This window comes from Pseudothauera nasutitermitis (assembly GCF_004801295.1).
Classification (GTDB): domain Bacteria; phylum Pseudomonadota; class Gammaproteobacteria; order Burkholderiales; family Rhodocyclaceae; genus Pseudothauera; species Pseudothauera nasutitermitis.
This window is the reverse complement of record NZ_SSOC01000005.1, coordinates 529012-551531: the sequence shown is the minus strand read 5'-3', so window position 1 is coordinate 551531 and position 22520 is coordinate 529012. Positions and strand designations below refer to the sequence as shown.

Annotated in this window: 24 protein-coding genes; 23 read left to right on the top strand and 1 reads right to left on the bottom strand. The window is 63.1% G+C overall.

What is annotated here, in order from left to right; genetic code table 11:
• The first annotated feature begins 93 nt into the window (after window positions 1–93).
• The 15 genes from E6C76_RS15815 (at window position 94) to E6C76_RS15745 (ending at window position 12298) form a co-directional block, all read left to right on the top strand.
• Window positions 94–1701: a carboxyl transferase domain-containing protein gene (locus E6C76_RS15815; protein ID WP_136349185.1), complete on the top strand. Its 1608-nt coding sequence runs from the start codon at window positions 94–96 to the stop codon at window positions 1699–1701.
• 53 nt (window positions 1702–1754) lie between these two features.
• Window positions 1755–2138 (top strand): type II toxin-antitoxin system Phd/YefM family antitoxin, encoded by a 384-nt coding sequence (locus tag E6C76_RS15810; protein WP_136349184.1) that lies wholly within the window; start codon window positions 1755–1757, stop codon window positions 2136–2138.
• A complete protein-coding gene (locus E6C76_RS15805; RefSeq protein WP_136349183.1) occupies window positions 2135–2563 on the top strand; it encodes a type II toxin-antitoxin system VapC family toxin in 429 nt (142 codons plus the stop codon). Before E6C76_RS15810 ends, E6C76_RS15805 begins: the two co-directional genes overlap by 4 nt.
• Window positions 2564–2594: 31 nt before the next feature.
• A complete protein-coding gene (locus E6C76_RS15800) occupies window positions 2595–3383 on the top strand; it encodes an enoyl-CoA hydratase/isomerase family protein (RefSeq protein ID WP_136349182.1) in 789 nt (262 codons plus the stop codon).
• 24 nt (window positions 3384–3407) lie between these two features.
• Complete coding sequence (locus tag E6C76_RS15795; protein ID WP_136349181.1) at window positions 3408–4070, top strand: DUF4126 domain-containing protein; 663 nt, start codon at window positions 3408–3410, stop codon at window positions 4068–4070.
• A gap of 25 nt (window positions 4071–4095) precedes the next feature.
• A complete protein-coding gene (locus E6C76_RS15790; RefSeq protein ID WP_136349180.1) occupies window positions 4096–6132 on the top strand; it encodes an acetyl/propionyl/methylcrotonyl-CoA carboxylase subunit alpha in 2037 nt (678 codons plus the stop codon).
• Between the two features lie 13 nt (window positions 6133–6145).
• Window positions 6146–7072, top strand: a complete 927-nt coding sequence (locus E6C76_RS15785; RefSeq protein WP_136349179.1) for a hydroxymethylglutaryl-CoA lyase — start codon at window positions 6146–6148, stop codon at window positions 7070–7072.
• A 69-nt stretch (window positions 7073–7141) separates the two neighbouring features.
• Window positions 7142–7336: a type II toxin-antitoxin system VapB family antitoxin gene (locus E6C76_RS15780; protein ID WP_136349178.1), complete on the top strand. Its 195-nt coding sequence runs from the start codon at window positions 7142–7144 to the stop codon at window positions 7334–7336.
• Window positions 7333–7758: a type II toxin-antitoxin system VapC family toxin gene (gene vapC, locus E6C76_RS15775; protein ID WP_136349177.1), complete on the top strand. Its 426-nt coding sequence runs from the start codon at window positions 7333–7335 to the stop codon at window positions 7756–7758. Before E6C76_RS15780 ends, vapC begins: the two co-directional genes overlap by 4 nt.
• Window positions 7739–7954 (top strand): DUF1289 domain-containing protein, encoded by a 216-nt coding sequence (locus E6C76_RS15770; RefSeq protein ID WP_331000019.1) that lies wholly within the window; start codon window positions 7739–7741, stop codon window positions 7952–7954. Before vapC ends, E6C76_RS15770 begins: the two co-directional genes overlap by 20 nt.
• Window positions 7951–8157: a DUF1289 domain-containing protein gene (locus E6C76_RS15765; protein ID WP_136349175.1), complete on the top strand. Its 207-nt coding sequence runs from the start codon at window positions 7951–7953 to the stop codon at window positions 8155–8157. The genes E6C76_RS15770 and E6C76_RS15765 overlap by 4 nt, the downstream gene beginning before the upstream one ends.
• Complete coding sequence (locus tag E6C76_RS15760; RefSeq protein ID WP_136349174.1) at window positions 8154–9074, top strand: MBL fold metallo-hydrolase; 921 nt, start codon at window positions 8154–8156, stop codon at window positions 9072–9074. Before E6C76_RS15765 ends, E6C76_RS15760 begins: the two co-directional genes overlap by 4 nt.
• Window positions 9075–9134: 60 nt before the next feature.
• The gene (locus tag E6C76_RS15755) at window positions 9135–9374 is read left to right on the top strand and encodes a PP0621 family protein (protein ID WP_136349173.1); all 240 of its coding nucleotides are present in this window, start codon (window positions 9135–9137) and stop codon (window positions 9372–9374) included.
• On the top strand, window positions 9375–10940 hold the full coding sequence (locus E6C76_RS15750) for a sensor histidine kinase (protein ID WP_136349172.1): 1566 nt from the start codon (window positions 9375–9377) through the stop codon (window positions 10938–10940). It begins immediately after the preceding gene.
• Window positions 10937–12298, top strand: coding sequence for a sigma-54-dependent transcriptional regulator (locus E6C76_RS15745; protein ID WP_136349171.1), 1362 nt, complete (start codon window positions 10937–10939; stop codon window positions 12296–12298). The genes E6C76_RS15750 and E6C76_RS15745 overlap by 4 nt, the downstream gene beginning before the upstream one ends.
• A gap of 55 nt (window positions 12299–12353) precedes the next feature.
• Here the strand turns inward: E6C76_RS15745 and E6C76_RS15740 are convergent, their stop codons facing one another.
• A complete protein-coding gene (locus E6C76_RS15740; RefSeq protein ID WP_136349170.1) occupies window positions 12354–12692 on the bottom strand; it encodes a zinc ribbon domain-containing protein YjdM in 339 nt (112 codons plus the stop codon).
• Between the two features lie 302 nt (window positions 12693–12994).
• Here E6C76_RS15740 and E6C76_RS15735 point away from each other — a divergent pair, with 302 nt between their 5' ends.
• The 8 genes from E6C76_RS15735 (at window position 12995) to E6C76_RS15700 (ending at window position 22520) form a co-directional block, all read left to right on the top strand.
• On the top strand, window positions 12995–14473 hold the full coding sequence (locus tag E6C76_RS15735) for an AlbA family DNA-binding domain-containing protein (RefSeq protein WP_136349169.1): 1479 nt from the start codon (window positions 12995–12997) through the stop codon (window positions 14471–14473).
• Complete coding sequence (locus E6C76_RS15730; protein WP_136349168.1) at window positions 14473–16224, top strand: ABC transporter ATP-binding protein; 1752 nt, start codon at window positions 14473–14475, stop codon at window positions 16222–16224. The genes E6C76_RS15735 and E6C76_RS15730 overlap by 1 nt, the downstream gene beginning before the upstream one ends.
• 190 nt (window positions 16225–16414) lie before the next feature.
• Window positions 16415–17014: an HAD-IB family phosphatase gene (locus E6C76_RS15725; protein ID WP_136349167.1), complete on the top strand. Its 600-nt coding sequence runs from the start codon at window positions 16415–16417 to the stop codon at window positions 17012–17014.
• On the top strand, window positions 16987–17619 hold the full coding sequence (locus E6C76_RS15720) for a phosphocholine cytidylyltransferase family protein (RefSeq protein ID WP_136349166.1): 633 nt from the start codon (window positions 16987–16989) through the stop codon (window positions 17617–17619). The genes E6C76_RS15725 and E6C76_RS15720 overlap by 28 nt, the downstream gene beginning before the upstream one ends.
• Window positions 17620–17625: 6 nt before the next feature.
• Window positions 17626–18951 (top strand): class I SAM-dependent methyltransferase, encoded by a 1326-nt coding sequence (locus E6C76_RS15715; RefSeq protein WP_136349165.1) that lies wholly within the window; start codon window positions 17626–17628, stop codon window positions 18949–18951.
• Between the two features lie 11 nt (window positions 18952–18962).
• Window positions 18963–19889 carry a LicD family protein gene (locus tag E6C76_RS15710; protein WP_168734363.1) on the top strand — a complete coding sequence of 309 codons (927 nt, stop codon included), beginning with the start codon at window positions 18963–18965 and terminating at the stop codon, window positions 19887–19889.
• An 11-nt stretch (window positions 19890–19900) separates the two neighbouring features.
• Window positions 19901–21244 carry a 2-C-methyl-D-erythritol 4-phosphate cytidylyltransferase gene (gene ispD / locus E6C76_RS15705; RefSeq protein WP_211090244.1) on the top strand — a complete coding sequence of 448 codons (1344 nt, stop codon included), beginning with the start codon at window positions 19901–19903 and terminating at the stop codon, window positions 21242–21244.
• The gene (locus tag E6C76_RS15700) at window positions 21231–22520 is read left to right on the top strand and encodes a CDP-glycerol glycerophosphotransferase family protein (RefSeq protein WP_136349162.1); all 1290 of its coding nucleotides are present in this window, start codon (window positions 21231–21233) and stop codon (window positions 22518–22520) included. The genes ispD and E6C76_RS15700 overlap by 14 nt, the downstream gene beginning before the upstream one ends.

Sequence of the window (22520 nt, the reverse complement as noted above, 5' to 3'; positions counted from 1 at the left end):
TCCGTGGCACGAATTGCAACCTTGTTGGCACTTGTGGCGTGCTGATCGGGAGTAGTCTTTTGCCTGGTTCCAGGCGACGGGGGACGAGGAGACATGAGCACGATCAAATCCGCCATCAATCCGAGAAGCGCGGAATTCCAGGCCAACGCGGCCGCCATGCGGGCACTGGTGGAAGACCTGCGCGGCAAGGCGGCGGAGGTGGCCCAGGGCGGCGGCGAGGCCGCGCGCGCCAAGCACAGCGCGCGCGGCAAGCTGCTGCCGCGCGACCGCGTCGATCATCTGCTGGACCCCGGCACGGCCTTTCTGGAAGTGGGCCAGATGGCCGCCTACGGCATGTACGGCGGCGACGCGCCCTCGGCCGGGGTGATTGCCGGCATCGGCCGGGTGCAGGGCGTGGAATGCATGATCGTCGCCAACGACGCCACGGTGAAAGGCGGCACCTACTACCCGATGACGGTCAAGAAGCACCTGCGCGCGCAGGAGATCGCCGAGCAGAACCACCTGCCGTGCATCTACCTGGTGGATTCCGGCGGCGCCTTCCTGCCCAAGCAGGACGAGGTGTTCCCGGACCGCGACCACTTCGGCCGCATCTTCTACAACCAGGCCAACCTGTCCGCCAAGGGCATTCCGCAGATCGCCGTGGTGATGGGCTCGTGCACCGCCGGCGGCGCCTACGTGCCGGCGATGAGCGACGAAACCGTGATCGTCAAGAACCAGGGCACCATCTTCCTCGGCGGCCCGCCGCTGGTGAAGGCGGCCACCGGCGAAGTGGTCAGCGCCGAGGACCTGGGCGGCGGCGACGTGCATACGCGCCTGTCCGGCGTGGCGGATCACCTGGCGGAAAACGACAACCACGCGCTGTCCATCGCGCGGCGCATCGTCGCCAACCTCAACCGGGTCAAGCCGCAGGGGCTGGCGCTGGGCGAGGGTGAAGAACCCGCCTACGATCCCGAGGAAATCTACGGCATCGTGCCCACCGACACGCGCAAGCCTTACGACGTGCGCGAGATCATCGCCCGCGTGGTGGACGGCTCGCGCTTCGACGAATTCAAGGCGCGCTACGGCAGCACCCTGGTCACCGGCTTCGCGCAACTGCACGGCTACCCGGTGGGCATCGTCGCCAACAACGGCATCCTGTTCGGCGAATCCGCGCAGAAGGGCGCGCACTTCATCGAGCTGTGCGGCCAGCGCGGCATCCCGTTGCTGTTCCTGCAGAACATCACCGGCTTCATGGTCGGCCGCAAGTACGAGAACGGCGGCATCGCCAAGGACGGCGCCAAGATGGTCACCGCCGTGTCCACCGTGCAGGTGCCCAAGATCACCACCCTCATCGGCGGCAGCTTCGGCGCCGGCAACTACGGCATGTGCGGCCGGGCGTATTCGCCGCGCTTCCTGTGGACCTGGCCCAACAGCCGCATCAGCGTGATGGGCGGCGAGCAGGCCGCCAGCGTGCTCGCCACCGTGCGCCGCGACTCTATCTCCGCCAAGGGCGGCGCCTGGAGCGCGGAAGAGGAAGAAGCCTTCAAGGCGCCGATCCGCGAACAGTACGAGCTTCAGGGCCACCCCTACTACGCCACCGCGCGCCTGTGGGACGACGGCGTGGTGGACCCGGCGCAGACCCGCCGCGTGCTGGGGCTCAGCCTGTCGGCCGCGCTCAATGCGCCGATCCAACCGACCCGGTTCGGCGTGTTCCGGATGTAATCCGGGCAATGCGGTCTAAAATAGCTATGTAGATAGCTATTATGAGGTGCGTGATGATCTCGATTGCCGATGCGAAGAACAGGCTGCCCGCCCTGATTCACCAGGCCGAAGCGGGCGAGGCGGTGACCATTTCCCGACGCGGCAAGGCGGTGGCTGTGGTGCTGTCCGTGGACGAATATGCCCGTCTGCAACGGAGGGAGGGCAGTGTGCCGTCCTGGCTGGCGCGGCTGGATGGCTGGCGCGCCCACGTGCCGGCCGATCTGGAAGGGTTGCGGGAGGATGAACTGGCGGCGGGCGGCGGTGAGCTTTTCGCTCCGCGGGTCGACTTCGGCGATAGCAGCTACGCGGACATTGATGCCCACGTGCAGGCCCTGCGCGCTGCGGAAGCTGCACCGGCTGATCCCGTGCGCCGCAAAGCAGGAAAGAAGAGCGCATGAAGTACCTGCTGGATACCAACATACTGTCCGAACTGGTGCGTCCGCGGCCGGATGCTTCCGTCGCCGCCAAGGTGCGCGCCTGCGAGCGTGATTGCGTGACCGCCAGCATCGTGTACCTGGAGCTGTGGGCGGGCGTCGAGAAACTGGGCGATACAGCTCGGGGAAAATATCTGCGCGGCGGCTACCGCAACCTGTTCGCACCTGGGGGACTGGAAGTGTTGCCCTTTGATCGCGAGGCGGCCCGTTGGCTGGCGCACGAGCTTGCACGCCTGCTGGCGCAGGGCAGGCCGCCCCCGACGCTGGACAGTCAGATTGCCGCCACCGCCGCCACCCGCGACCTGACGCTGGTCACCGGCAACACCCGCGATTTCGAATGTTTCCAGGGCTTGCGCCTGGAAAACTGGTTTGCCCCTGACAAGGATTGAATGCCCCGGAGAGGCGAGGAGACGGCGCGGCATGTACGAAACCCTGGAAATCGACATCGACAAAGGCATCGCCACCGTGTGGATGAACCGTCCGGACGTCCACAACGCCTTCAACACGCAACTCATCGCCGAACTGACGGAGGCGTGCCAGGAGCTGGACGCCGACGATGCGGTGCGAGTGGTGGTGCTGGGCGGGCGGGGCAAGAGCTTTTCCGCCGGAGCGGACCTCAACTGGATGAAGGCCGCCGGCGAGGCGGGCGAGGCCGACAACTTCGCCGACGCCATGAAGCTGGCAGGCATGCTGCGCACGCTGGCGGAACTGCGCAAACCCACCATCGCCCGCGTGCACGGCGCCGCGCTGGGCGGCGGCATGGGGCTGGCGAGCGCCTGCGACCTCTGCGTGGCCGGCGAGCAGGCGGTGTTCGCCACGTCCGAAGTGCGCCTGGGCATCATTCCGGCGGCCATCGGCCCCTACGTGCTGCGCGCCATCGGCGCACGTCAGGCCCTGCGCTATTTCCAGAGCGCGGAACGCATCGATGCGGCGCGCGCGGTGCACATCGGCCTGGTGCACGAGTGCGTTGCCACCGAAGAGCTGGACGCCAAGGTGGCGGAAATCGCCCGGGCGCTGCTGCAAGGCGGCCCCCGCGCGCAGGCCGAGGCCAAGGAACTGATCGCTGCAGTGGCCAACCGTCCGTTGAGCGACGCGCTGGTGGAAGACACCGCCCGGCGCATCGCGCGGCTGCGCGCCACGCCGGAAGCGCGCGAGGGGCTGGGGGCCTTTCTGGAGAAACGTCCGCCGGCTTGGGTGTCCAAGGTTTGATGTCCTTGCCGTGAGCGCCACGCGATGAACCCCACGGACTGGCTGGACCGCCTGCCCGACCCGGCCCCGCTGCTCGACTGGAGCGGCCTGCCGCTCGACCTCGCCTCGCTGGCCGTGCTGGCCGCCGGGCTCGGCTGGGCGAGCGGGCTGCGCCTGTACGCGCTGGTGTTCGCGCTCGGCGCGCTGGGGCGCTTCGGCGGCGTGCAACTGCCCGGCGGGCTGGAGGTGCTCACCCATTCCTGGGTGCTGGGCCTCTCGGGCCTGATGCTGTTCGCCGAATTCTTCGCCGACAAGCTGCCCTGGCTGGATTCGCTGTGGGACGGGTTGCACACCTTCATCCGCATCCCTGCCGGCGCCGCGCTGGCCGCCGGAGTGATGGGCGACCAGGGCGCTGCCACCCAGGTGATCGCCGGCCTGCTGGGCGGTTCGCTGGCGGCCGGCACCCATCTTGCCAAGGCCGGCGCGCGCGCGGCGATCAACACCTCGCCGGAGCCGGTCAGCAACGTGCTGGCCTCCTTCGGCGAGGACGCCATGTTCCTCGGCGGGCTGTGGCTGCTGTTCACCAACCCGCTGTGGTTCGCCCTCGGGCTGCTGGTTTTCGTGCTGTTCGCGGTGGCGCTGATCGTGCTGCTGTGGCGCTTCGTCAAACGGATATTCCGGCCGCGCCAGCGGCCGGCCACTTCATGAGCTGAAAAAGCCTGGGGGAGACGAGATGTTTGAAAAGATCCTGATCGCCAACCGCGGTGAAATCGCCTGCCGCGTCATCAAGACCGCGCGCCGCATGGGCATCCGGACCGTCGCCGTGTATTCCGAGGCCGACGCCGATGCCCGCCACGTGCGCCTGGCCGACGAGGCGGTGCTGATCGGCCCGGCCGCCGCGCGGGAAAGCTATCTGGTCATCGAGCGCATCATCGCCGCGGCCAAGGCCACCGGCGCGCAGGCCATCCATCCGGGCTACGGCTTCCTGTCGGAAAACGAAGCCTTCTGCCACGCCTGCGATGAGGCCGGCATCGTCTTCATCGGTCCGCCGGTGTCGGCGATCCGCGCCATGGGTTCCAAGTCCGAAGCCAAGAAACTCATGGAAGCGGCCGGCGTGCCGCTCACTCCCGGCTACCACGGCGACGACCAGGACCCCGCCCGCCTGCAACGTGAGGCGGACGCCATCGGCTACCCGGTGCTGATCAAGGCCGCCGCCGGCGGTGGCGGCAAGGGTATGCGGCTGGTGGAGAAGGGCGCGGACTTCCCCGACGCGCTGGCCTCGTGCAAGCGCGAGGCGGCCTCCAGCTTCGGCGACGATCACGTGCTGGTGGAGAAGTACATCACCCGCCCGCGCCATATCGAAATCCAGGTGTTCGGCGATGCCCACGGCAACGTGGTGTACCTGTTCGAGCGCGACTGCTCGGTGCAGCGCCGCCACCAGAAGGTGCTGGAAGAAGCCCCCGCGCCGGGCATGACCCCCGAGCGCCGCACGGCCATGGGCCAGGCGGCGGTGGATGCGGCCAGGGCGGTGGGCTACGTGGGCGCCGGCACGGTGGAGTTCATCGCCAATCAAGATGGCTCCTTCTACTTCATGGAAATGAACACCCGTTTGCAGGTCGAGCACCCGGTCACCGAGATGATCACCGGCCTGGATCTGGTGGAATGGCAGCTGCGCGTGGCCGCCGGCGAGCCGCTGCCGCTGGCACAGGAGCAACTGCGCATTCGCGGCCACGCCTTCGAGGCGCGCATCTACGCGGAAGACCCGGACAAGGGCTTCCTGCCGTCCACAGGCCGGCTGGTGCATCTGGCGCCGCCTGCCGAGAACCTGCACGTGCGGGTGGACACCGGCGTGGAAGAGGGCGACGAGATCAGCCCGCACTACGATCCGATGATCGCCAAGCTGATCGTCTGGGACGAGGGCGGGGATGCTGCCGCCAGCCGTGAGCGTGCCCTGGCCCGTCTGCTGCAGGCGCTGGCCGACTACCGCGTGGTGGGCGTGGCCAACAACGTCGATTTCCTCGCCCGCCTGGCCGCCTGCCCGGCCTTCGCCAACGCGGATCTGGACACCGGGCTGATCGAGCGCGAGCACGCCTATCTGTTCCCCGCCGAAACGGCGGCGCCGGCCGAGGTGTTGTTCGCCGCCGCGCTGGCCGAACTGCTGCGCGAGCGCGCGCTGGCGGAAAAACGCGCGCGCCGCGACGCTCACCCGGCCTCGCCGTGGCACGCGCGCGACGGCTGGCGGCTCAACGCCGCCGCGCGCCGCGTGCTGCGGTTCCGCTGGCAGGAACAGGAGGTGGCGGTGAGCGTGGCCTACCTGCCGTCGGGCGGCTACCGGCTGGAATACGCGGGAGGCGCGGTGAGCGCCCACGGCGAACTCAACCCGCGCGGCCTGCTGCGCGCGGATTTCGACGGCCGCCGCCTGGACGCCACGGTGATCGCCGCCGCCGGCCGCCGCCACGTGTTCGTGCAGGGCCGCGCCTGGGTGCTGGCCGCCGTCGATCCGCTGCATCATGCCGGCGAGGGCGGCGGCGCGGAAGGCGGAGGAGGGTGGCAAATGAGGGCGCCGATGCCGGGCAAGGTCATTGCCCTGGTCGCCAGCGCGGGCGCCAGGGTGGAAAAGGGCGCGCCGCTGCTGATCCTGGAGGCGATGAAGATGGAGCACACCATTGCCGCGCCGGCCGCCGGCACGGTGAAGGCCTTCCGCTTCGGCGTGGGCGATCAGGTCGGCGACGGCGCGGAACTGGTCGAGTTCGAAGCGTTGGCGGAGTGAAGGAGGCGTTGGCATGAATCTGCCGCAAAAGGTGCGCATCGTCGAAGTCGGCCCGCGCGACGGCCTGCAGAATGAAAAGCAACTGGTGCCCGCCGATACCAAGGTCGAACTGATCCGCCGGCTGGCCGCCGCAGGCCTGCCGGCCATCGAGGCCACTGCCTTCGTCTCGCCCAGGTGGGTGCCGCAGATGGCCGACCACGCCGAGGTGCTCGCCCGCGTGCTGGGCGGCGCGGCGCCGGCCGGGCCGGACTACCCGGTGCTCACCCCCAACCTGCAGGGCTTCGAAGCCGCGCTGGCAGCCGGCGCTCGCGAGGTGGCGGTGTTCGGCGCGGCCAGCGAGTCCTTCAGCCGCAAGAACATCAACTGCTCCATCGCCGAATCGCTGGAGCGCTTCCGCCCGGTCACCGAGGCGGCGCGCGCGGCCGGCGTGCGCGTGCGCGGCTACGTATCCTGTGTGGCCGGCTGTCCGTACGAGGGCCCGGTGACCCCCGGGAAGGTCGCCGAGGTGGCGGAAACCCTGCTTGGCATGGGGTGTTACGAAATCTCCCTGGGCGATACCATCGGCACCGGCAACCCGGCGTCCATCTCGCGCATGCTCGAAACGGTGGCGCGCCGCGTGCCGGTGGAACGCCTAGCCGGCCACTATCACGACACCTATGGCATGGCGGCGGCCAACGTGTACGCCTCGCTGCAAATGGGCGTGGCGGTGTTCGATGCCTCGGTGGGCGGGCTGGGCGGCTGCCCGTATGCAGCCGGCGCCTCCGGCAACGTGGCCACGGAAGAGCTGGTCTGGCTGTTCGCCGGCATGGGCATCGAAACCGGCGTCGACCTGGACGTGCTGGTCGACGTGGCCGCCTGGATCAGCGCGCAACTGGGCCGGGCGCCGGCCTCGCGCGTGGCCCGCGCGGTGCTGGCCAAGCGGGCCAAGGCTGGCGTGTAGCGGCCGATACGCTTGTGAGGCAGTGGGGGTTGCCTATAATGTGTATGAAACTGCAAAAGGATACACATCATGCGCACCAACATCCTGATTGATGACGAACTGATGGACAGCACCTTGCGGGCCACAGGGCTGAAAACCAAGCGTGAGGCTGTCGAACTGGGCCTGCGCACTCTGCTGCGTCTGCGCCAGCAGGAAGAAATCCGCAGCTTTCGCGGCAAGCTTGCGTGGCAGGGTGATCTGGATGCGATGAGAACCGACCGATGATCCTGGTCGATTCCAGTGTCTGGATCGACTACTTCCGTGGCGTCCCGACACCCCAGACGGAAAAGCTGGATGCCCTGCTGGGTGTCGAATTGATTGCGATCGGCGACCTGATCCTGACCGAGGTACTGCAGGGTTTCTCCAATGAGCGGGATTTCAACCAGGCCAGGAAACTGATGACTTCGCTGGAGCTCGTCGAGCTGGGTGGGCAGGACATCGCCATCCAGGCGGCGCGGAATTACCGGATTTTGCGTTCGATGGGGATCACCGTGCGCAAGACCATTGATACCGTGATCGCCACGCGCTGCATCGAATCAGCCTTGCCGCTACTGTACAGCGATCGGGATTTCGATCCCTTCGTGGAGCATCTTGGCCTTTGGTCGGCGCTATCTTCCGGGGAGCACGGTGCCGGTTCGAATCAATAAGGAGGGCATCCCCTCGCCCTGCATCAACGTATGCCGCATGGAGCCGGACAGCGGCCTGTGCGCCGGCTGTCTGCGCACGCTGGACGAGATCGCGCGCTGGGGCGCTGCGGACGATGCCGAACGGCGGCGCATCCTGGCTGCCGTGGCCGGCCGGCGTGCCGCGCGGGGTCTGGATGGATTGGAGAATGTGGAATGAGTGGCGATGCGCTGTGCGTGGGTGTGTGCATGATCGACTGGGACACCGGCGTGTGTCTGGGCTGCGGACGTACGTCGGAAGAAATCCACGGCGTGCCGGTGGCCGAGCCGCCAGCGGCGGAAATGCCGCATTCGCAGCCTTCCGCGGTGGAAGCCCCGCTGCCGCCCAACGTGGCCGCCGCGCTCGGCGAGGGCAGCGATTGACCGCGCCGGTGCGCCTGCCCGACGGGCTGCGGGTGTTCGAACGCGGCTGGCTGTCGGCCAACAACATCCTGCTCGACGACGGTGACGGCGCCACGCTGATCGACAGCGGCTACCTCAGCCATGCCGGGCAGACCGTCGCCCTGCTGCGCGCAGGCCTCGGCGACAAGCCGCTCACCCGGCTGATCAACACCCACTCGCACTCCGACCACATCGGCGGCAACGCGGCGCTGCGCCGCGCCTTCGGCTGCGAGATCACCGTACCCGCCGGCATGTTCGACGCCGTGCAGCGCTGGGATGAGGAGGCTTTGCTGCTCAGCGTGGCCGCCCAGCACGGCGAACGCTTCAGTGCCGACCACGCGCTGGCCGCCGGTGAATCCTTCGTCGCCGGCGGGCTGCAATGGCAGGCACTGGCCGCCCCCGGCCACGACATGGACGCGCTGGTGTTCCACAATCCCGAGCATCGCGTGCTGATCTCCGGCGATGCCCTGTGGCGCGACGGCTTCGGCATCCTGTTCGCCGACGTGCTGGGCAGCGGCGACGGCCTGGGGGAGGCGCGCCGCACGCTGGAAGCCATCGCCCGCCTGCCGGTGGAGGTGGTGATTCCCGGCCACGGATCGCCCTTCGTGGAGTTCGACGACGCGCTGGAGCGCGCCTTCGGCCGCATCCGCGCCTTCGAGCAGGACGGCGCGCGCATCGCGCGCAACGCCATGCGTGCCTGCGTCACCTTCACCCTGCTGGAGCGCCGCGCCATGACGGTCGATGAACTGGCCGGACAGCTGGCCGAAGTGCCGCTGTACCGCATCGCCAACACGCGTTTCCTCGGCCTGTCGGTGGATGCGCTGACCATCTGGCTGGTCGACGAACTGCTGCGTGCCGGCGTGGCCCGCCGCGAGGGCGAGCGCCTGCTGGCACGCTGAGAGCCGCCCCGCCCGCGTGCTACACTGCGCCGGCCCGCTTCCCCATCTTCGCCTGTCGCCGTGCGCACTCTGCTGATCTTCATTCTCGTCGTCATCGCCGTCTGGTGGGTGCGCAACGCCCTGCGCAGGATGAGCGCGCGCAGGGGCCCGGCCGGCGGCAAGGCGAAGAAGGCCGCCGCCGAGCGCATGCTGGCCTGCCGCCACTGCGGCGTGCATGTGCCGGAGAGCGAGGGCGTGCGCCACGAAGGTGCCTTCTACTGCAGCGAAGAGCATCGCAGGCTGGGCAGCGGAAGGCCCTGAATGAACGCGGTTGCGCCCGCTTTCGACGGCTTGGAGCAGACCCGCCGCGTTTCCCTGCGCTATCTCAACGTATTCCGCCTGATCCTGGCCGGGCTGTTCGTCGTCGCCGGGCAGGAACTGAACCTGGGCGGCGAATCGCCCCGTGTGTTCCTCGGCGCGGCGGTCGTGTACCTCACCGCCGTGTTGCTGCTGGGCTTTCCGGATGCCATCCAGCGTCTGGGCTTCGACCGCGTGGCCGCCCTGCAGGGCGTCATCGACATCGTCGCGCTGGCCGTGCTGATGTGGGCCAGCGGCGGCTACCGCAGCGGCGTGCCCCTGCTGCTGATGACCGTGGTGCTGGCGGGCTCCGGGCTGGTGTCGCGCGAGCGCACCGTGTTGTTCCACGCGGCGCTGGCGACCGTGTTGGTGCTCTCGGAAAACACCTGGCGGTTCATTTCCGGCGGTTGGCCCGCCGACTTCTTCCAGGTCGGCATCGCCTGCGCGGGCTTCTTCGCCATTGCCGTCATCGCCCGCCTGCTCGCCCGCCGCGCGCAGGCCAACGAAGCGCTGGCCCGCCGCCGGGGCGCCGAACTGGCCAGCCAGCAGGCCATCAACGAACGCATCATCCGCGACCTGCAGGATGGCGTGATCGTGCTTGATGCCGAAGGGCGCATCCGCCACGCCAACGCGCGGGCCTCCAACCTGCTCGGCATCGATCTGCCCGAAGGCGCGCTGCTCAGCGAGCTGGACGCCTTTCTGGCAGCGCGTACCGTCGAGCGCGGCCGTGAGGACAGCCTGACCCGTCTCGGCCGCGCCAGGCGCAGCCTACGCTGCCGTACCGTGGAAGCCGGCGGCGATGGCGACACGGTGATCTACACGGTGATCTACCTCAGTGATTTCGAGGAAATCCAGCGCCAGATCCAGCAACTCAAGCTGGCCGCGCTGGGGCGGCTCACCGCCAGCATGGCGCACGAAATCCGCAACCCGCTGTCGGCCGTCTCGCAGGCCGCCGAACTGCTGCTCGACGAAAACCGCCGCGACATGCAGGCGCGCCTGGTGCGCATCATCAACGACAATGCCGGGCGCATCGAACGCATGGTGCGCGACGTGCTGGCCCTCGGCCGGCGTGACGAGGCCTTGCCCGACACCGTGCCGCTGAACGAATTCGTCGGCGGGCTGGTGGATCAGCTCTGCCTGGGGTGCGGCGAAGAAGAGCGCCGCATCTTCCAGATCGACATCGCCGCCGACGTCAGCTTCTCCGCGGATCGTACCCATCTGCAGCAGATCCTCGTGAACCTGCTCGACAATGCCCGCCGCCATTGCAGCGGCGCACCGGGTTCCATCCGGATCCGTGCGGAAACGGACACCCCGGGCGTGGTCATCCTGCACGTCTCCGACGATGGCCCCGGCGTGTCCGAGGCCGACCGCGCGAAGATCTTCGAACCCTTCTTCACCTCCCACCCCAAAGGCACCGGGCTGGGGCTGTACATCGCCCGCGAACTCGCCGAAGCCAACGGCGCCGTGCTGGAACTCGCCCCCGGCGAAGGCGGCGCGCATTTCACCCTGACCGGCCGGAGCACATCATGAACAGCGATGAATCCCGCGCCCGCGCGATCGACGTGCTGGTGATCGACGACGAAAGCGACATCCGCGAACTCATCGAACTCTCGTTGTTGCGCATGGGCCTGGGCTGCGACACCGCCGGCTCGGTGGGCGAGGCCCGCCGCCTGCTCGACAGCCGGCGCTACCGCCTGTGCCTTACCGACATGCGCCTGCCCGACGGTGACGGGCTGGAACTGGTCGAACACATCCAGAACCGTCACCCCGGCCTGCCGGTGGCGGTCATCACCGCCTTCGGCAGCATCGAAACCGCCATCCGCGCGCTCAAGCTCGGGGCCTTCGATTTCGTCACCAAGCCGGTCGAACTCAAGCGCCTGCGCGAACTGGTCGCCAACGCCCTGCGCAGCCAGGCCGCCCCGCCGCCGGCCGGCGCGGAAGGGCGCGACCTGGTCGGCCGCTCCGCCGCGCTTGCGCAACTGCGCGCGCAGGTGGAAAAACTCGCGCGCAACCAGGCCCCGGTGTTCATCCAGGGCGAATCCGGCACCGGCAAGGAAGTCATCGCCCGCCTCATCCACAGCCTGGGGCCGCGCGCCGCCGGGCCCTTCGTGCCGGTGAACTGCGGCGCCATTTCGCCCGAGCTGATGGAAAGCGAATTCTTCGGCCACAAGAAAGGCAGCTTCACCGGCGCCGCCAACGACAAACAAGGCCTCTTCCAGGCCGCCAGCGGCGGCACCCTGTTCCTCGACGAAGTCGCCGAACTGCCGCTGGCCATGCAGGTCAAGCTGCTGCGCGCCATCCAGGAACGCGCCGTGCGCCCGGTGGGCGGGCAGGAAGAAGAACCCGTGGACGTGCGCGTGCTGTCCGCCTCGCACCGCGACCTCACCCAACTGGTCGCGGAAAACCGTTTCCGCCAGGACCTCTACTTCCGCATCAACGTCATCACCCTGCGCGTGCCGCCCCTGCGCGAGCGCCCCGAAGACGTGCCCGATCTCGCCGCGCACATCCTCGCCCGCCTCGCCGAGCGCGAAGGCACCGCGCCGCGCCGCCTGTCGCGCGTGGCGGTCGATCTGCTCCGCCAACACCTCTTCCCGGGCAACGTGCGCGAACTGGAAAACCTGCTGGAACGCGCCTGCGCGCTGTGCGACGGCGAGGAAATCGGCCCGCAGGACATCGACCTGCATCCTACCGAGGGCTTGATGCGGGCGTTGCCGCGCTACGATGCGCTGGATGCCTGCGACCTCCCCGATGCCGATTCCGACGACGAGCGCATCCGCATCCTGCGCATGCTCGACGAAACGCGCTGGAACCGCTCGGCCGCCGCCCGCCGCCTGGGCCTTACCCTGCGCCAGTTGCGCTATCGGCTGCAGAAGTGGGGGATGGAGTAGGTTATCAACCCCCAAGATTGGGATGGTGCTGGTCGATGTGGGGCAATCGCCCGGTTTAGGCCTTCTTCACGAACTCCGACTTCAGCCCCATCGATCCGAAACCGTCGATCTTGCAGTCGATATCGTGGTCGCCCTCCACCAGGCGGATGTTCTTCACCTTGGTGCCCACCTTCAGCACGGAAGAAGCGCCCTTCACTTTCAGATCCTTGATCACCACCACCGTGTCGCCGTCCTGCAGCACGTTGCCGTTGGCGTCACGCACCACGCGGCTTTCCTCCTCACTCGCTGCGACGGTCTGCGGCCATTCGTGCGCGCATTCCGGGCACACGTAGTTGGTGCCGTCTTCGTAGGTGTATTCGGAACTACATTGGGGGCAGGAGGGCAGGGTACTCATCGGCTTTTCGAGTATAGGCTGGAAACAGGGCGGCCATTGTAGTCCATGACGCCGGTTCATCCCGGTTCGTCAAAACCATCACCATCGCCGAGGGCGGCATAGCCCTGACAAACGATGCTACATTCCGGTGCATACGCAGCCGTATTTCCAGGCCCTGGGCTTCAAGGCCGGCGACTTCCCCGAGGCCGAGCGGTATTACAAGGAAGCCAGGGCCCGAGCGAAATGCAGCAGGATGAGGTGGCGGCTATGCTGGTCGCCGCCGTAAATACCGGACCTCTGCTTCACCGCCCCCGCTACCAACCATGAAACTGCCGATGGATCCGTTGCTCAAGCAGCCCGAAGGCAAGACGCTGGAGTTCAAGCGCGACCTGTCATCGCCGCGCAATGTGCTCAAGACGGTGGTGGCCTTCGCCAACTCGGCGGGAGGCCGGCTGGTCATCGGGGTGGACGATGCGCGCCAGGTAGTTGGAGTGGCCGATCCGCTGGACGCAGAAGAGCGCATCTGTAACCTGATTGCTGACGGCATCTCGCCGCGCCTGGTACCCAGCGTCGAACTGCTGGGCGTCAACCAATACACGGTGTTGGTGGTGGAAGTGTTTCCCAGCAGTGCCCGGCCGCACTACCTTAACAGCCAGGGCCCCGCACAAGGCGTTTACGTGCGTCTGGGCTCCAGCAACCGGCAGGCTGGGCCTGACTGGATTGCCGAGACGCGCCGCGCAGCCGCCGGCTTGGTGTTCGACGAACAGCCCATGCCGGACCTGGGCACGGACGATCTGGACCTGGCAGCCATCGCGCGCCTGTTCGGCCCCGAACGGACAGTGGACGAGAAGGCCCTGCAAACCCTGAAGCTGCTGCGCCTCGAACAAGGTCGCCCGGTGCCCACGCAAGGCGCCGTACTGCTGTTCGGCAAGGAACGCGAACAGCACTTCCCCGACGCCTGGGTACAGTGCGGGCGCTTTCGCGGGCTCGACAAGGTGGACATCTTCGACCAGCACGAAGTGCATGCCCACCTGCCCGACGCCGTGGAACAGATCGAACTGTTCCTGAAAAAGCACGCCTTCAAGACCGCCCGCTTCGGCGCCATGCGACGCGAAGACGTCTGGAGCATTCCGTTGGCCATGCTGCGCGAGACCATCGTCAATGCCCTGGTGCACAGCGACTACGCCCAGCGCGGCGCGCCCATCCGGGTTGCCTTCTTCGACGACCGCATCGACATCGAAAGCCCCGGCCTGCTGTTGCCGGGCATGACCATCGACGACATGAAAAGCGGCGTCTCCCGCATCCGCAACCCGGTCATCGCCCGCGTGTTCCGCGAACTTGGGCTGACCGAACAATGGGGTAGCGGCATCCGGCGCATCTTCGGTGAAGCCGCCCGGCTGGGGCTGCCGGAACCCGTCATCGCGGAAATTGCCACCGGCTTGCGGCTGAGCATTTACTTGGGGCGGCATCATGCCCCAGGCCCGCCCACATCCGACGATCATCCAGTCTCAGGCGATAAACATGCCGATCCGTCACGGCTAGAGTCACGGCTAGAGTCACGGCTAGAGTCACGGCTAGCAGCCAAGGTAGCGCTGCTGCTGCGCGAACAAACCGCCGGCAAAGCCGAACTGGCCAAGGCCCTGGGCCACGCCACGGTATCGGGCGAGCTACACAAGCAAGTTCGCCGCCTGCTGGAACTCGGCATCATCGAAATGACCCTTCCAGACAGACCACAGAGCCGGCTGCAAAAATATCGGCTTACCGACCGGGGCGGACGCATGCTGAAAGGCACGGAAGACTGATGCACGACACCCTCAAAAAAGTCTGGCAACTCTTCACCCCCGCCGAGCAGCGCAAGGCGGTGTGGATGCTGCTGCTCGCCTTGTTCATGGCCATGGCCGAAACCGTGGGTGTCATCTCCATCATGCCGTTCCTCTCGGTGCTGGCGCGGCCCGGTGTGATCGAAGAAAACCCCTGGCTGCACGCCCTCTACGCCAGCCTGGGGTTCGCCGAGCCCCGCACATTCATCATCGCCCTGGGGCTGGCTTCCGTCGTGCTGGTACTGGCCTCGTCCGTCTTCAAGACCATCACCCAGCACCTGCTCAACCGCTTTGTGCACCTGCTGCGGCATTCCATCAGCAGCCGGTTGATTGCCCGCTACCTGGCCCAGCCCTACGAATTCTTCATCCACCGCAACACGGCGGAACTCTCCAAAAGCATCCTGGCCGAGGTGGACATGGTCATGGGCAACCTCATCCAGCCGTTTTCGCAAGTCATCGTGCAAGGCATCGTGCTGCTCGCCATGCTGGCGCTGGTGTTCGCCTACAACCCACTCACCGCGCTGGCCATCGTGGCCGTAGTGGGCACGCTCTACGGCCTCATCTACCTGCTGGTGCGCCGGCGCTTGAAGCGCATCGGCACCGAAATAGTGGAAGCCAACCGCCAGCGCTACCAGACCTGCAACGAAGCCCTGCAAGGCATCCGCGACATCAAGATCACCCATGCCGAAGCCGCCTATCAGCAGCGCTACCAGCAGGCTTCGCGCACCCAGGCGCGCCACATGGCCGCCAACGAAACCCTGAGCCAGACTCCGCTCTACCTGGTGGAAGCCACCGGCTACACCGGCCTCATCCTCATCGCCCTGGCACTGCTGCTCAAGAGCGGCGACGTGGCGCACGTGCTGCCCGCGCTGGGCCTTTACGGCTTTGCCGCCTACCGCATGCTGCCCGCCGCGCAGATCATGTACCGAGGCTTTGCCCGCCTCAAGTTCGTCAGCGCCACGTTGGACGGCCTGTACCGCGACATGTCGCTACCGCTACCCACCGCCGCGCCGACCAATCAGCCACCCATCGTGCCCCGGCAGGAAATCCGCCTCAGCGGTATCCGCTACGCCTACTCCGCCACGCTCGGCAAGCCTGTGCTCGACAGCTTCGACCTCGTCATCCCGGTCAACACCAGCGTGGGCATCCAAGGCCCCAGCGGCGCCGGCAAAAGCACAGTAATGGACATCCTGCTCGGCCTGCTCTGCCCGCAGGCCGGCACCTTGAGCGTGGACGGTCAGCCCGTCACCGCGCGGAACCTGCCCGCCTGGCAGGCCGCCATCGGTTACGTGCCGCAGCACATCTACATTGCCGATGCCAGCGTGGCCGCCAATATCGCCTTCGGCACCGCTGCCGATCAGATCGACATGCAGGCCGTGCAACGCGCCGCCTGCGCCGCGCAAATCCACGACTTTGTGATGAACGAACTGCCTCAGGGCTACGACACACCGGTGGGCGACCGTGGCATACGCCTTTCCGGCGGGCAGCGCCAGCGCATCGGCATTGCCCGCGCCCTCTATCGCGATCCACTGGTATTGTTCATGGACGAGGCGACGAGCGCGCTGGATGGCGCGACAGAGGCTGCGGTCAACGAGGCGGTACGGGCACTTTCCGGCAGCAAGACCATCGTGGTTATTGCGCACCGGGAAGCGAGCTTGAAAGACTGTGCGCAGGTGATTGCCCTGACGCCCTCGCCGCACGGTATACGCGGTGACTTCATGCTGAAAACATAGTGACGTTGGTTGCATGAATCAGGCGACAACTACTTTGACTTGTTCTGCGGGAATGCGGGTGGAAAACTGGATGGGGGATTGAAAATGCAGCATCACGAGCAGGGCATCGGACGTACCCCGTATCGAGATCCGCACGTGTTACTGTTGGACGAAGTAACCAGCACTTGTCAACCGAATAAGCAGTGTAAGAATGACCACTTTCATTTTTGATCTCGATGGAACGGTGACTTCCCAGGAAACTTTACCGTTGATTGCTGAACATTTTCAGGTCGCGGAGCAGATAGAAGCTCTGACGAGGGAAACGATCCAGGGAAACATCCCGTTCGTCGAAAGCTTCATCAAGCGGGTTCATATACTCGGCAAACTCCCAGTCGATAAGGTGGACGAATTGCTGGGAGATGTCGCCATGCACCCGAAAATCCGGGAATTCATCAAAATCAATGCAGAGCATTGCGCCATCGCCACCGGTAATCTGACCTGCTGGACAACCAGTTTGTCGAGAAAGCTGGACTGCCGGTTTTTTGGATCGGAAGCTACAGTTATCGATAACAGGATAGACCGTATAAAGGTCATCCTGAAGAAAGAAAACGTGGTCAGACATTACAAGGATAGAAACGAAAAAGTCGTCTTCATTGGCGACGGAAACAATGATGTTGAAGCCATGCGCGAAGCCCACGTTTCCATCGCATGCGGGCTGACGCACTACCCGGCCAGAAGTGTTCTTACTATCGCAGACTATGCCGTTTTCGACGAGGAGGCACTATGCCGTCAACTAAATCAGTTGTTCTGAGTTGTGCCGGCATCGGCTCCAGACTTGGGCTTGGGCAGACCAAAGCGCTGATAGATATTAATGGAAAACCGCTGATCCATTGGCAGCTGGATTTATTTCAGAATGTCGAGGATTTGCGGATCGTGGTCGGGTATGAGGCAAATTCGATCATCAGCGCGGTTCTTGAAAAGCGGCGGGACGTCGTATTCATCTACAACCACAACTATTTCAACACGCAGACCGGTGCAAGCTTCTATTTGGGTAGCCGGGACGCAAATGAGTACGTCATCGAATGGGATGGTGATTTGTTGGTACACCCCGAAGACGTCAAGATGTGCCTCCAACATCCATCTGAATATGTTGCCTATGCCGAACGCTCGTCGGATGAAGCAGTCTTCGTTCGCACGAACAGGCACGGCGACGTGGTGATGTTTTCGCGAGAAAACGGCGATTATGAATGGACCGGGCCTGCCTGCCTTCGGAGGGACAAGGTTCGTTATACATCCGGCACCGTCTTTAATCAAATCGAGGAATATCTTCCTATGAAAGGCCTGAAGGTGCGCGCGATGGACATCGACACATACGACGACTACAAGAGGGCAATAGATTTCGTTCGGACATGGTGAACGTCCATGTACATCATTTCAGGAAAGGGAACCGTGGCCGGCGTCGACTTGGCGACGTACATGCTGAAAAAGTGCCAGCAGCGAGGAGTTCTTTGGGACAATGACCTCCCCGAATACACGCTGGATTTCCTAACACAGACACCATCCGTCTCAAAAAGCATCCGGCAGGGAAAGGTCGCGGAGGTGGTCTCGATCTTCAACCGGAAGTTGAAGGAGGCCGAGTCGAACCATGGACATTACATGCTGCTGTGCCTGACAGCGCACCAGCTCATTCCTAAGCTCAACACCAAGCTTAAATGCATCAATCTCTGGGACAGTGTCGCCAAGCGCATCGAAGGCAATGAAGACAGGATCGCGTTCATCGGAACGCTTGAATGCCTCCCGAAGGATACCAATCGGTTTGTTACACTTTCCAGTCATTCGGAAAAGATGGGCGACCTTATCACATCGGTCAAAAGAGGCTATGCCGGACTCGGCGAAAATTATGCCGCTCATCCAAAGCGACTCTTGAAAAGAGTTTTTGATGATTACCAAGCACTTGGAATCAAGAAATTTTTTCTCGCCTGCACCGACCTTCACCTTTGCAAGCAATACCTTCATGAATTCGGCGTTCACGAGGAGGACATCATCGACATCCTTGAAATTGCAGGCGATGCCGTTCTGGCCAGAAATCACCAGAAATACGAAGCCGATTTCCTCGATGAAGTCTCGGATGCGCGCGCGCATTTTCGCTACAAATACGTAGACCATTCCGACTCCCTTCATACTGACACCAAGACAGATTACTACCTCCGTCTTCTTGAGAGCTTATGTCAACCCGCGTCCGATACTGTCAATATCCTCGACATCGGCGGAAGCTCGACTGGGCACTCTATTGCATTGGCTAAAAAATTTGCTCCGTGCAAATGCCATGTCACACTTCAAGACATTTCGCAGTCATCGCTTGATGCTGCAAGACATCTTTATGCGAATCTTTCCGATATTTCATTCACATTCGAATGCGGCGACATCGCCACTTTCGACGACGGCAAGAAATACGACGCAGTGCTGTGCTTGGGCGTGCTCCTCCATGTCTCCAGCGATCAAGCTTTTGATCGAGTTGTTCGGAAAATCTCTGATCTGACAAAGTCAGGAGGGATCGTAATAACCAGGGATTGCCTAGCAGAATCCGAAAGAAAAATTTATATGTCCTTTGGTGGTGTTATTAGAAACGAGGCTCTATATATTTCAACCTTCGAATCTGCCGGCCTCAAATTGATGGAGCAAAACAGTTTCATTATCGAGCAGCCGATTCGCCGAAAGATTAAATCGATAGTATGGGGAAAGCGTTGATTAATGCCGACATGAAAAATCCATCTCTCGGCATGATTTTTCCAGACGAAAGGAATATTCAAAATTCTACTCTGCGTGGAATTCAATTCATCGAACTGCGCATGCTCAAGATTGTCGACTATATTTGCACCAAGCACGGTCTAGTTTATTGGCTCGATGGCGGCACACTCCTTGGCGCCGTCCGCCACGGTGGCTTCATCCCTTGGGACGACGACGTGGATATCGTGATGCCGCGCCGGGATTTTGATCGTTTCATGGAGGTTGCAAGAAAGGAATTGCCATCTGACCTAGAGATCGATCCTGCCACGGGAATAATCGAAAGTGACTACAGTGTTCCGTGCCGAATCAGGGACAAATACAGTCGGATTGTTGATACGCAAAGCCCTGTGCACGAGCAACGAGGCTTATTCATCGACGTTTTGCCTTGCGATGATTTTCATCGAAGCAACCCCATGCTTATGATGGATTTGATGTGCAAATCTATTTACCGAAATCTATTGAAGATATATATGCCTCCCTCCCGTGGAGCATTTCGCCCAGTTGCGATTGCCATCAACAGAATTCTTCAACTGCTTGCTCCTGTCATTACCGCGGAAACACCAATAAAGGTATTTCGTGCATTCTCTAGAAAATTCCTAATTAAAAGCAAATTCAGGGAGTCCGGAAATGGAAACCCCGGATATGGGTTTGATGTCCGATGGACGAGAGTTTTCAAGAGGGATCATATCTATCCAGTCGAAAGGATTGTCTTCGAGGGCTCCGAGTTTTTTGCACCCAAAAATCCAGATGGCGTCTTGCGAGTCTTTTACGGAGACGAATATATGACACCGCACCCGCCATCCAAGAGATCGGCAAAACATTTCTCCTCTGTCATACTCGACACGAGGCTTGGTTCGGCCTCGATTCAAACCATATCGGACGACGCAAAAAGAACATGAAGGCGCAGGCCATGAACATTGCCATCGTCCTAGCATCCGGATCTGGCGTTCGCTTCGGCGCACCAACCCCCAAGCAATTCCTCAAGCTTGCCGGGAAGACAGTGCTGGAACATACACTCGACATCTTCGAGCGACATACAGCAATCGACGAAATCGTCATTGTGGGGCATGAAGGCAACCTGCTTCTCATAAACGAGATCATCAATCGCGCCGGCTATCGAAAAGTCACGAAGGTGGTATCAGGCGGTGCGACACGCCAGCAAAGCTCTGCCGCCGGGATCGCTTCGGTCGTGGGTGATGGCCACAAGGTGCTGGTCCACGACGCGGTCAGGCCGCTGCTCGACCATGCGACCATCGACCGCTGCCTTGATGCACTGGATCGTGTTGATGCTGTGGATACGGCGATTCCGTCCAGTGACACTATCATTCGCGTACAGGACGACTCCATGATCGATGAAATCCCCGATCGGTCGTGTCTGCGGCTAGGACAGACACCACAAGCCTTTCGTTCTGGCCTGTTACGCAAGGCACACCAACTCGCGGTCCAAGAAAATAATCTAAAGGTTACCGACGACTGCGGCCTGATTCTGCAATTTGGACTCGGCGATGTTGGAGTAGTCGCGGGCGACATCAACAACATCAAAATTACCTATCCTTCCGACATTTACTTGGCAGATCGTATTTTCCAGCTTCGTACCCGACATGGGAACAACAAAGAGACACCCGACTTGCCAGGGAAGATCATCGTTGTTTTCGGCGCCAGCCGCGGCATCGGCAAGAGTATCCTTCAGCTTGGCACGGAAGCCGGAGCCAATGTCGTTGCGGTTTCCCGCTCCAGCGGCGTCGATATCTGCGACGAGAATGCGGTGCGGGCAACGTTGCGTAAAACCATGCAATCCTTCGGTCGGATTGATGCCGTGATTGTGACCGCCAGCATCTTGCGGACGGGCTTGATCGCGGGGCAGGACTACGCGTGCATTGATGAGCAGGTCGCAATCAACCTTCGTGGGAGCATCGTCGTTGCCCGCGAAGCATTTGAGGTAATGCGAGAATCCGGCGGCAGCATTGCCCTGTTTACTTCGAGCTCGTATACTCGTGGACGCGCACGCTACAGCATCTACTCGGCGACGAAAGCGGCGGTCGTCAACCTTGTGCAGGCATTGAGCGAGGAGTTTCTTCCGTTTCACGTACGGATTAATGCAATCAACCCGGAGCGTACGGCGACGCCGATGCGAACAGAGAATTTTGGCATCGAGCCAGCCGAGAAGCTGCTGAGTCCCGAAACGGTTGCCAAAGCGACCCTGAGCGCCTGCTTTTCCCCGGCAACAGGCGAAGTAATCGATGTCCGCATCTAGCCTTTGGCACGATACAAAAACGAACATAGCCGAAATCTTCTCCGGTCTCGCAGGCTGGATATTGATCGCGCCGGTCGCGGCGCTGGTTCCCAGGCGCCTTGACTGGATCGCCGTCATCGGTCGCGAATCCGGCGAGTTCGTCGACAACACCAAATACTTCTTCATCGACGTGGCAACGGACAAGACTAATGGTTTGCGCATCGTCCACGTTACTGGGCTGCCCGAGGTGGCAAGGGCAGTCCTCGATCAGGGCTTCGAAGCTATGGTGTATCCCTCGCTTCGCGCTATCTGGTTCCTGATGCGTTGCGGCAGTGTAGTGGTGGACTCCATCGAGTGGTACCAGAAGTGGCGGCGTTTTTTTCTCATCCGAGCGCGTCTTGTGCAGTTCTGGCACGGCGTCGGCTTCAAGCGAATCGAATTCGACAAATGGCGCAACGAAGCGCCTGGGAAAAAAATCCTGTCGAGCAGGTGGGTGTTATGGCCGCGCATGGCCCGGCGTTACCTGTATGGCCGGGCCATCCGGTTCGACGCAGTGGTCTGCACATCGGTCTTCTATCGCGACAACGTGTTCGCAAAGGCCTTCCGCAGCAGGCACTTGCCTATCACCGGCTATCCGCGCAACGGGTTTCGCAACGAACACCCGCTGGATTGGATCAACGCGGACATCACCGCACGTGACAAGCTGGAAGTCTGTCGGAGCGGAGACAGGAAGCTTGTTTTTGTCGCGCCAACCTATCGCCATACCCCTGGAGTTCCGCTCGGGCTTGATCCCGGACAAATCACCAAGCTGGACGAATTCTGTGAATTACATGGATTCGAGTTCGTCTTCAAATTCCATCCCTATGAACGAGGGGGAGCCGCTGTTGCCGGGCGCCACCTGCATGTCCTTAACCCGCACAGTGATGCCTATCCCTTGCTGCCGTACATGTCCTGCCTGATCACCGATTATTCGTCGATCTACATGGACTACCTGCTGCTGGATCGGCCGGTTTATTTCCTTGTGCCCGACTTCCGTCAATACGTGTCTGGCGACCGAGAAATCCAGTTCGACTTTGAGTCGATGACACCGGGTCCGAAATTCGAAAATTGGGACGGCCTTCTTGGGGGTATCCTCCAAGGAGAGTCTGCTCACTGGCAACAGCGCCGTCTTAATTTGTGTCAACTTGCGTTCGATGGCCACCCCCAAGCTGACTCCAGCATTCTCCTGCTCGGTTTCATGCGCGACCAAGGTTGGATTCCAGCCCTGCATCCGACATTGGGCAACGGCACCCGATGA

Excerpts from the sequence above, each read along its gene's own strand:
- ispD (WP_211090244.1), top strand. The coding sequence starts at position 19,901 with ATGAACATTGCCATCGTCCTAGCATCCGGATCTGGCGTTCGCTTCGGC.
- E6C76_RS15715 (WP_136349165.1), top strand. The coding sequence starts at position 17,626 with ATGTACATCATTTCAGGAAAGGGAACCGTGGCCGGCGTCGACTTGGCG.
- E6C76_RS15710 (WP_168734363.1), top strand. The coding sequence starts at position 18,963 with ATGAAAAATCCATCTCTCGGCATGATTTTTCCAGACGAAAGGAATATT.
- E6C76_RS15800 (WP_136349182.1), top strand. The coding sequence starts at position 2,595 with ATGTACGAAACCCTGGAAATCGACATCGACAAAGGCATCGCCACCGTG.
- E6C76_RS15780 (WP_136349178.1), top strand. The coding sequence starts at position 7,142 with ATGCGCACCAACATCCTGATTGATGACGAACTGATGGACAGCACCTTG.
- E6C76_RS15765 (WP_136349175.1), top strand. The coding sequence starts at position 7,951 with ATGAGTGGCGATGCGCTGTGCGTGGGTGTGTGCATGATCGACTGGGAC.
- E6C76_RS15805 (WP_136349183.1), top strand. The coding sequence starts at position 2,135 with ATGAAGTACCTGCTGGATACCAACATACTGTCCGAACTGGTGCGTCCG.
- E6C76_RS15795 (WP_136349181.1), top strand. The coding sequence starts at position 3,408 with ATGAACCCCACGGACTGGCTGGACCGCCTGCCCGACCCGGCCCCGCTG.
- E6C76_RS15790 (WP_136349180.1), top strand. The coding sequence starts at position 4,096 with ATGTTTGAAAAGATCCTGATCGCCAACCGCGGTGAAATCGCCTGCCGC.
- E6C76_RS15700 (WP_136349162.1), top strand. The coding sequence starts at position 21,231 with ATGTCCGCATCTAGCCTTTGGCACGATACAAAAACGAACATAGCCGAA.
- E6C76_RS15745 (WP_136349171.1), top strand. The coding sequence starts at position 10,937 with ATGAACAGCGATGAATCCCGCGCCCGCGCGATCGACGTGCTGGTGATC.
- E6C76_RS15815 (WP_136349185.1), top strand. The coding sequence starts at position 94 with ATGAGCACGATCAAATCCGCCATCAATCCGAGAAGCGCGGAATTCCAG.
- E6C76_RS15735 (WP_136349169.1), top strand. The coding sequence starts at position 12,995 with ATGAAACTGCCGATGGATCCGTTGCTCAAGCAGCCCGAAGGCAAGACG.
- E6C76_RS15740 (WP_136349170.1), bottom strand. The coding sequence starts at position 12,692 with ATGAGTACCCTGCCCTCCTGCCCCCAATGTAGTTCCGAATACACCTAC.
- E6C76_RS15730 (WP_136349168.1), top strand. The coding sequence starts at position 14,473 with ATGCACGACACCCTCAAAAAAGTCTGGCAACTCTTCACCCCCGCCGAG.
- E6C76_RS15725 (WP_136349167.1), top strand. The coding sequence starts at position 16,415 with ATGACCACTTTCATTTTTGATCTCGATGGAACGGTGACTTCCCAGGAA.
- E6C76_RS15810 (WP_136349184.1), top strand. The coding sequence starts at position 1,755 with ATGATCTCGATTGCCGATGCGAAGAACAGGCTGCCCGCCCTGATTCAC.
- E6C76_RS15750 (WP_136349172.1), top strand. The coding sequence starts at position 9,375 with ATGAACGCGGTTGCGCCCGCTTTCGACGGCTTGGAGCAGACCCGCCGC.
- E6C76_RS15785 (WP_136349179.1), top strand. The coding sequence starts at position 6,146 with ATGAATCTGCCGCAAAAGGTGCGCATCGTCGAAGTCGGCCCGCGCGAC.
- vapC (WP_136349177.1), top strand. The coding sequence starts at position 7,333 with ATGATCCTGGTCGATTCCAGTGTCTGGATCGACTACTTCCGTGGCGTC.
- E6C76_RS15720 (WP_136349166.1), top strand. The coding sequence starts at position 16,987 with ATGCCGTCAACTAAATCAGTTGTTCTGAGTTGTGCCGGCATCGGCTCC.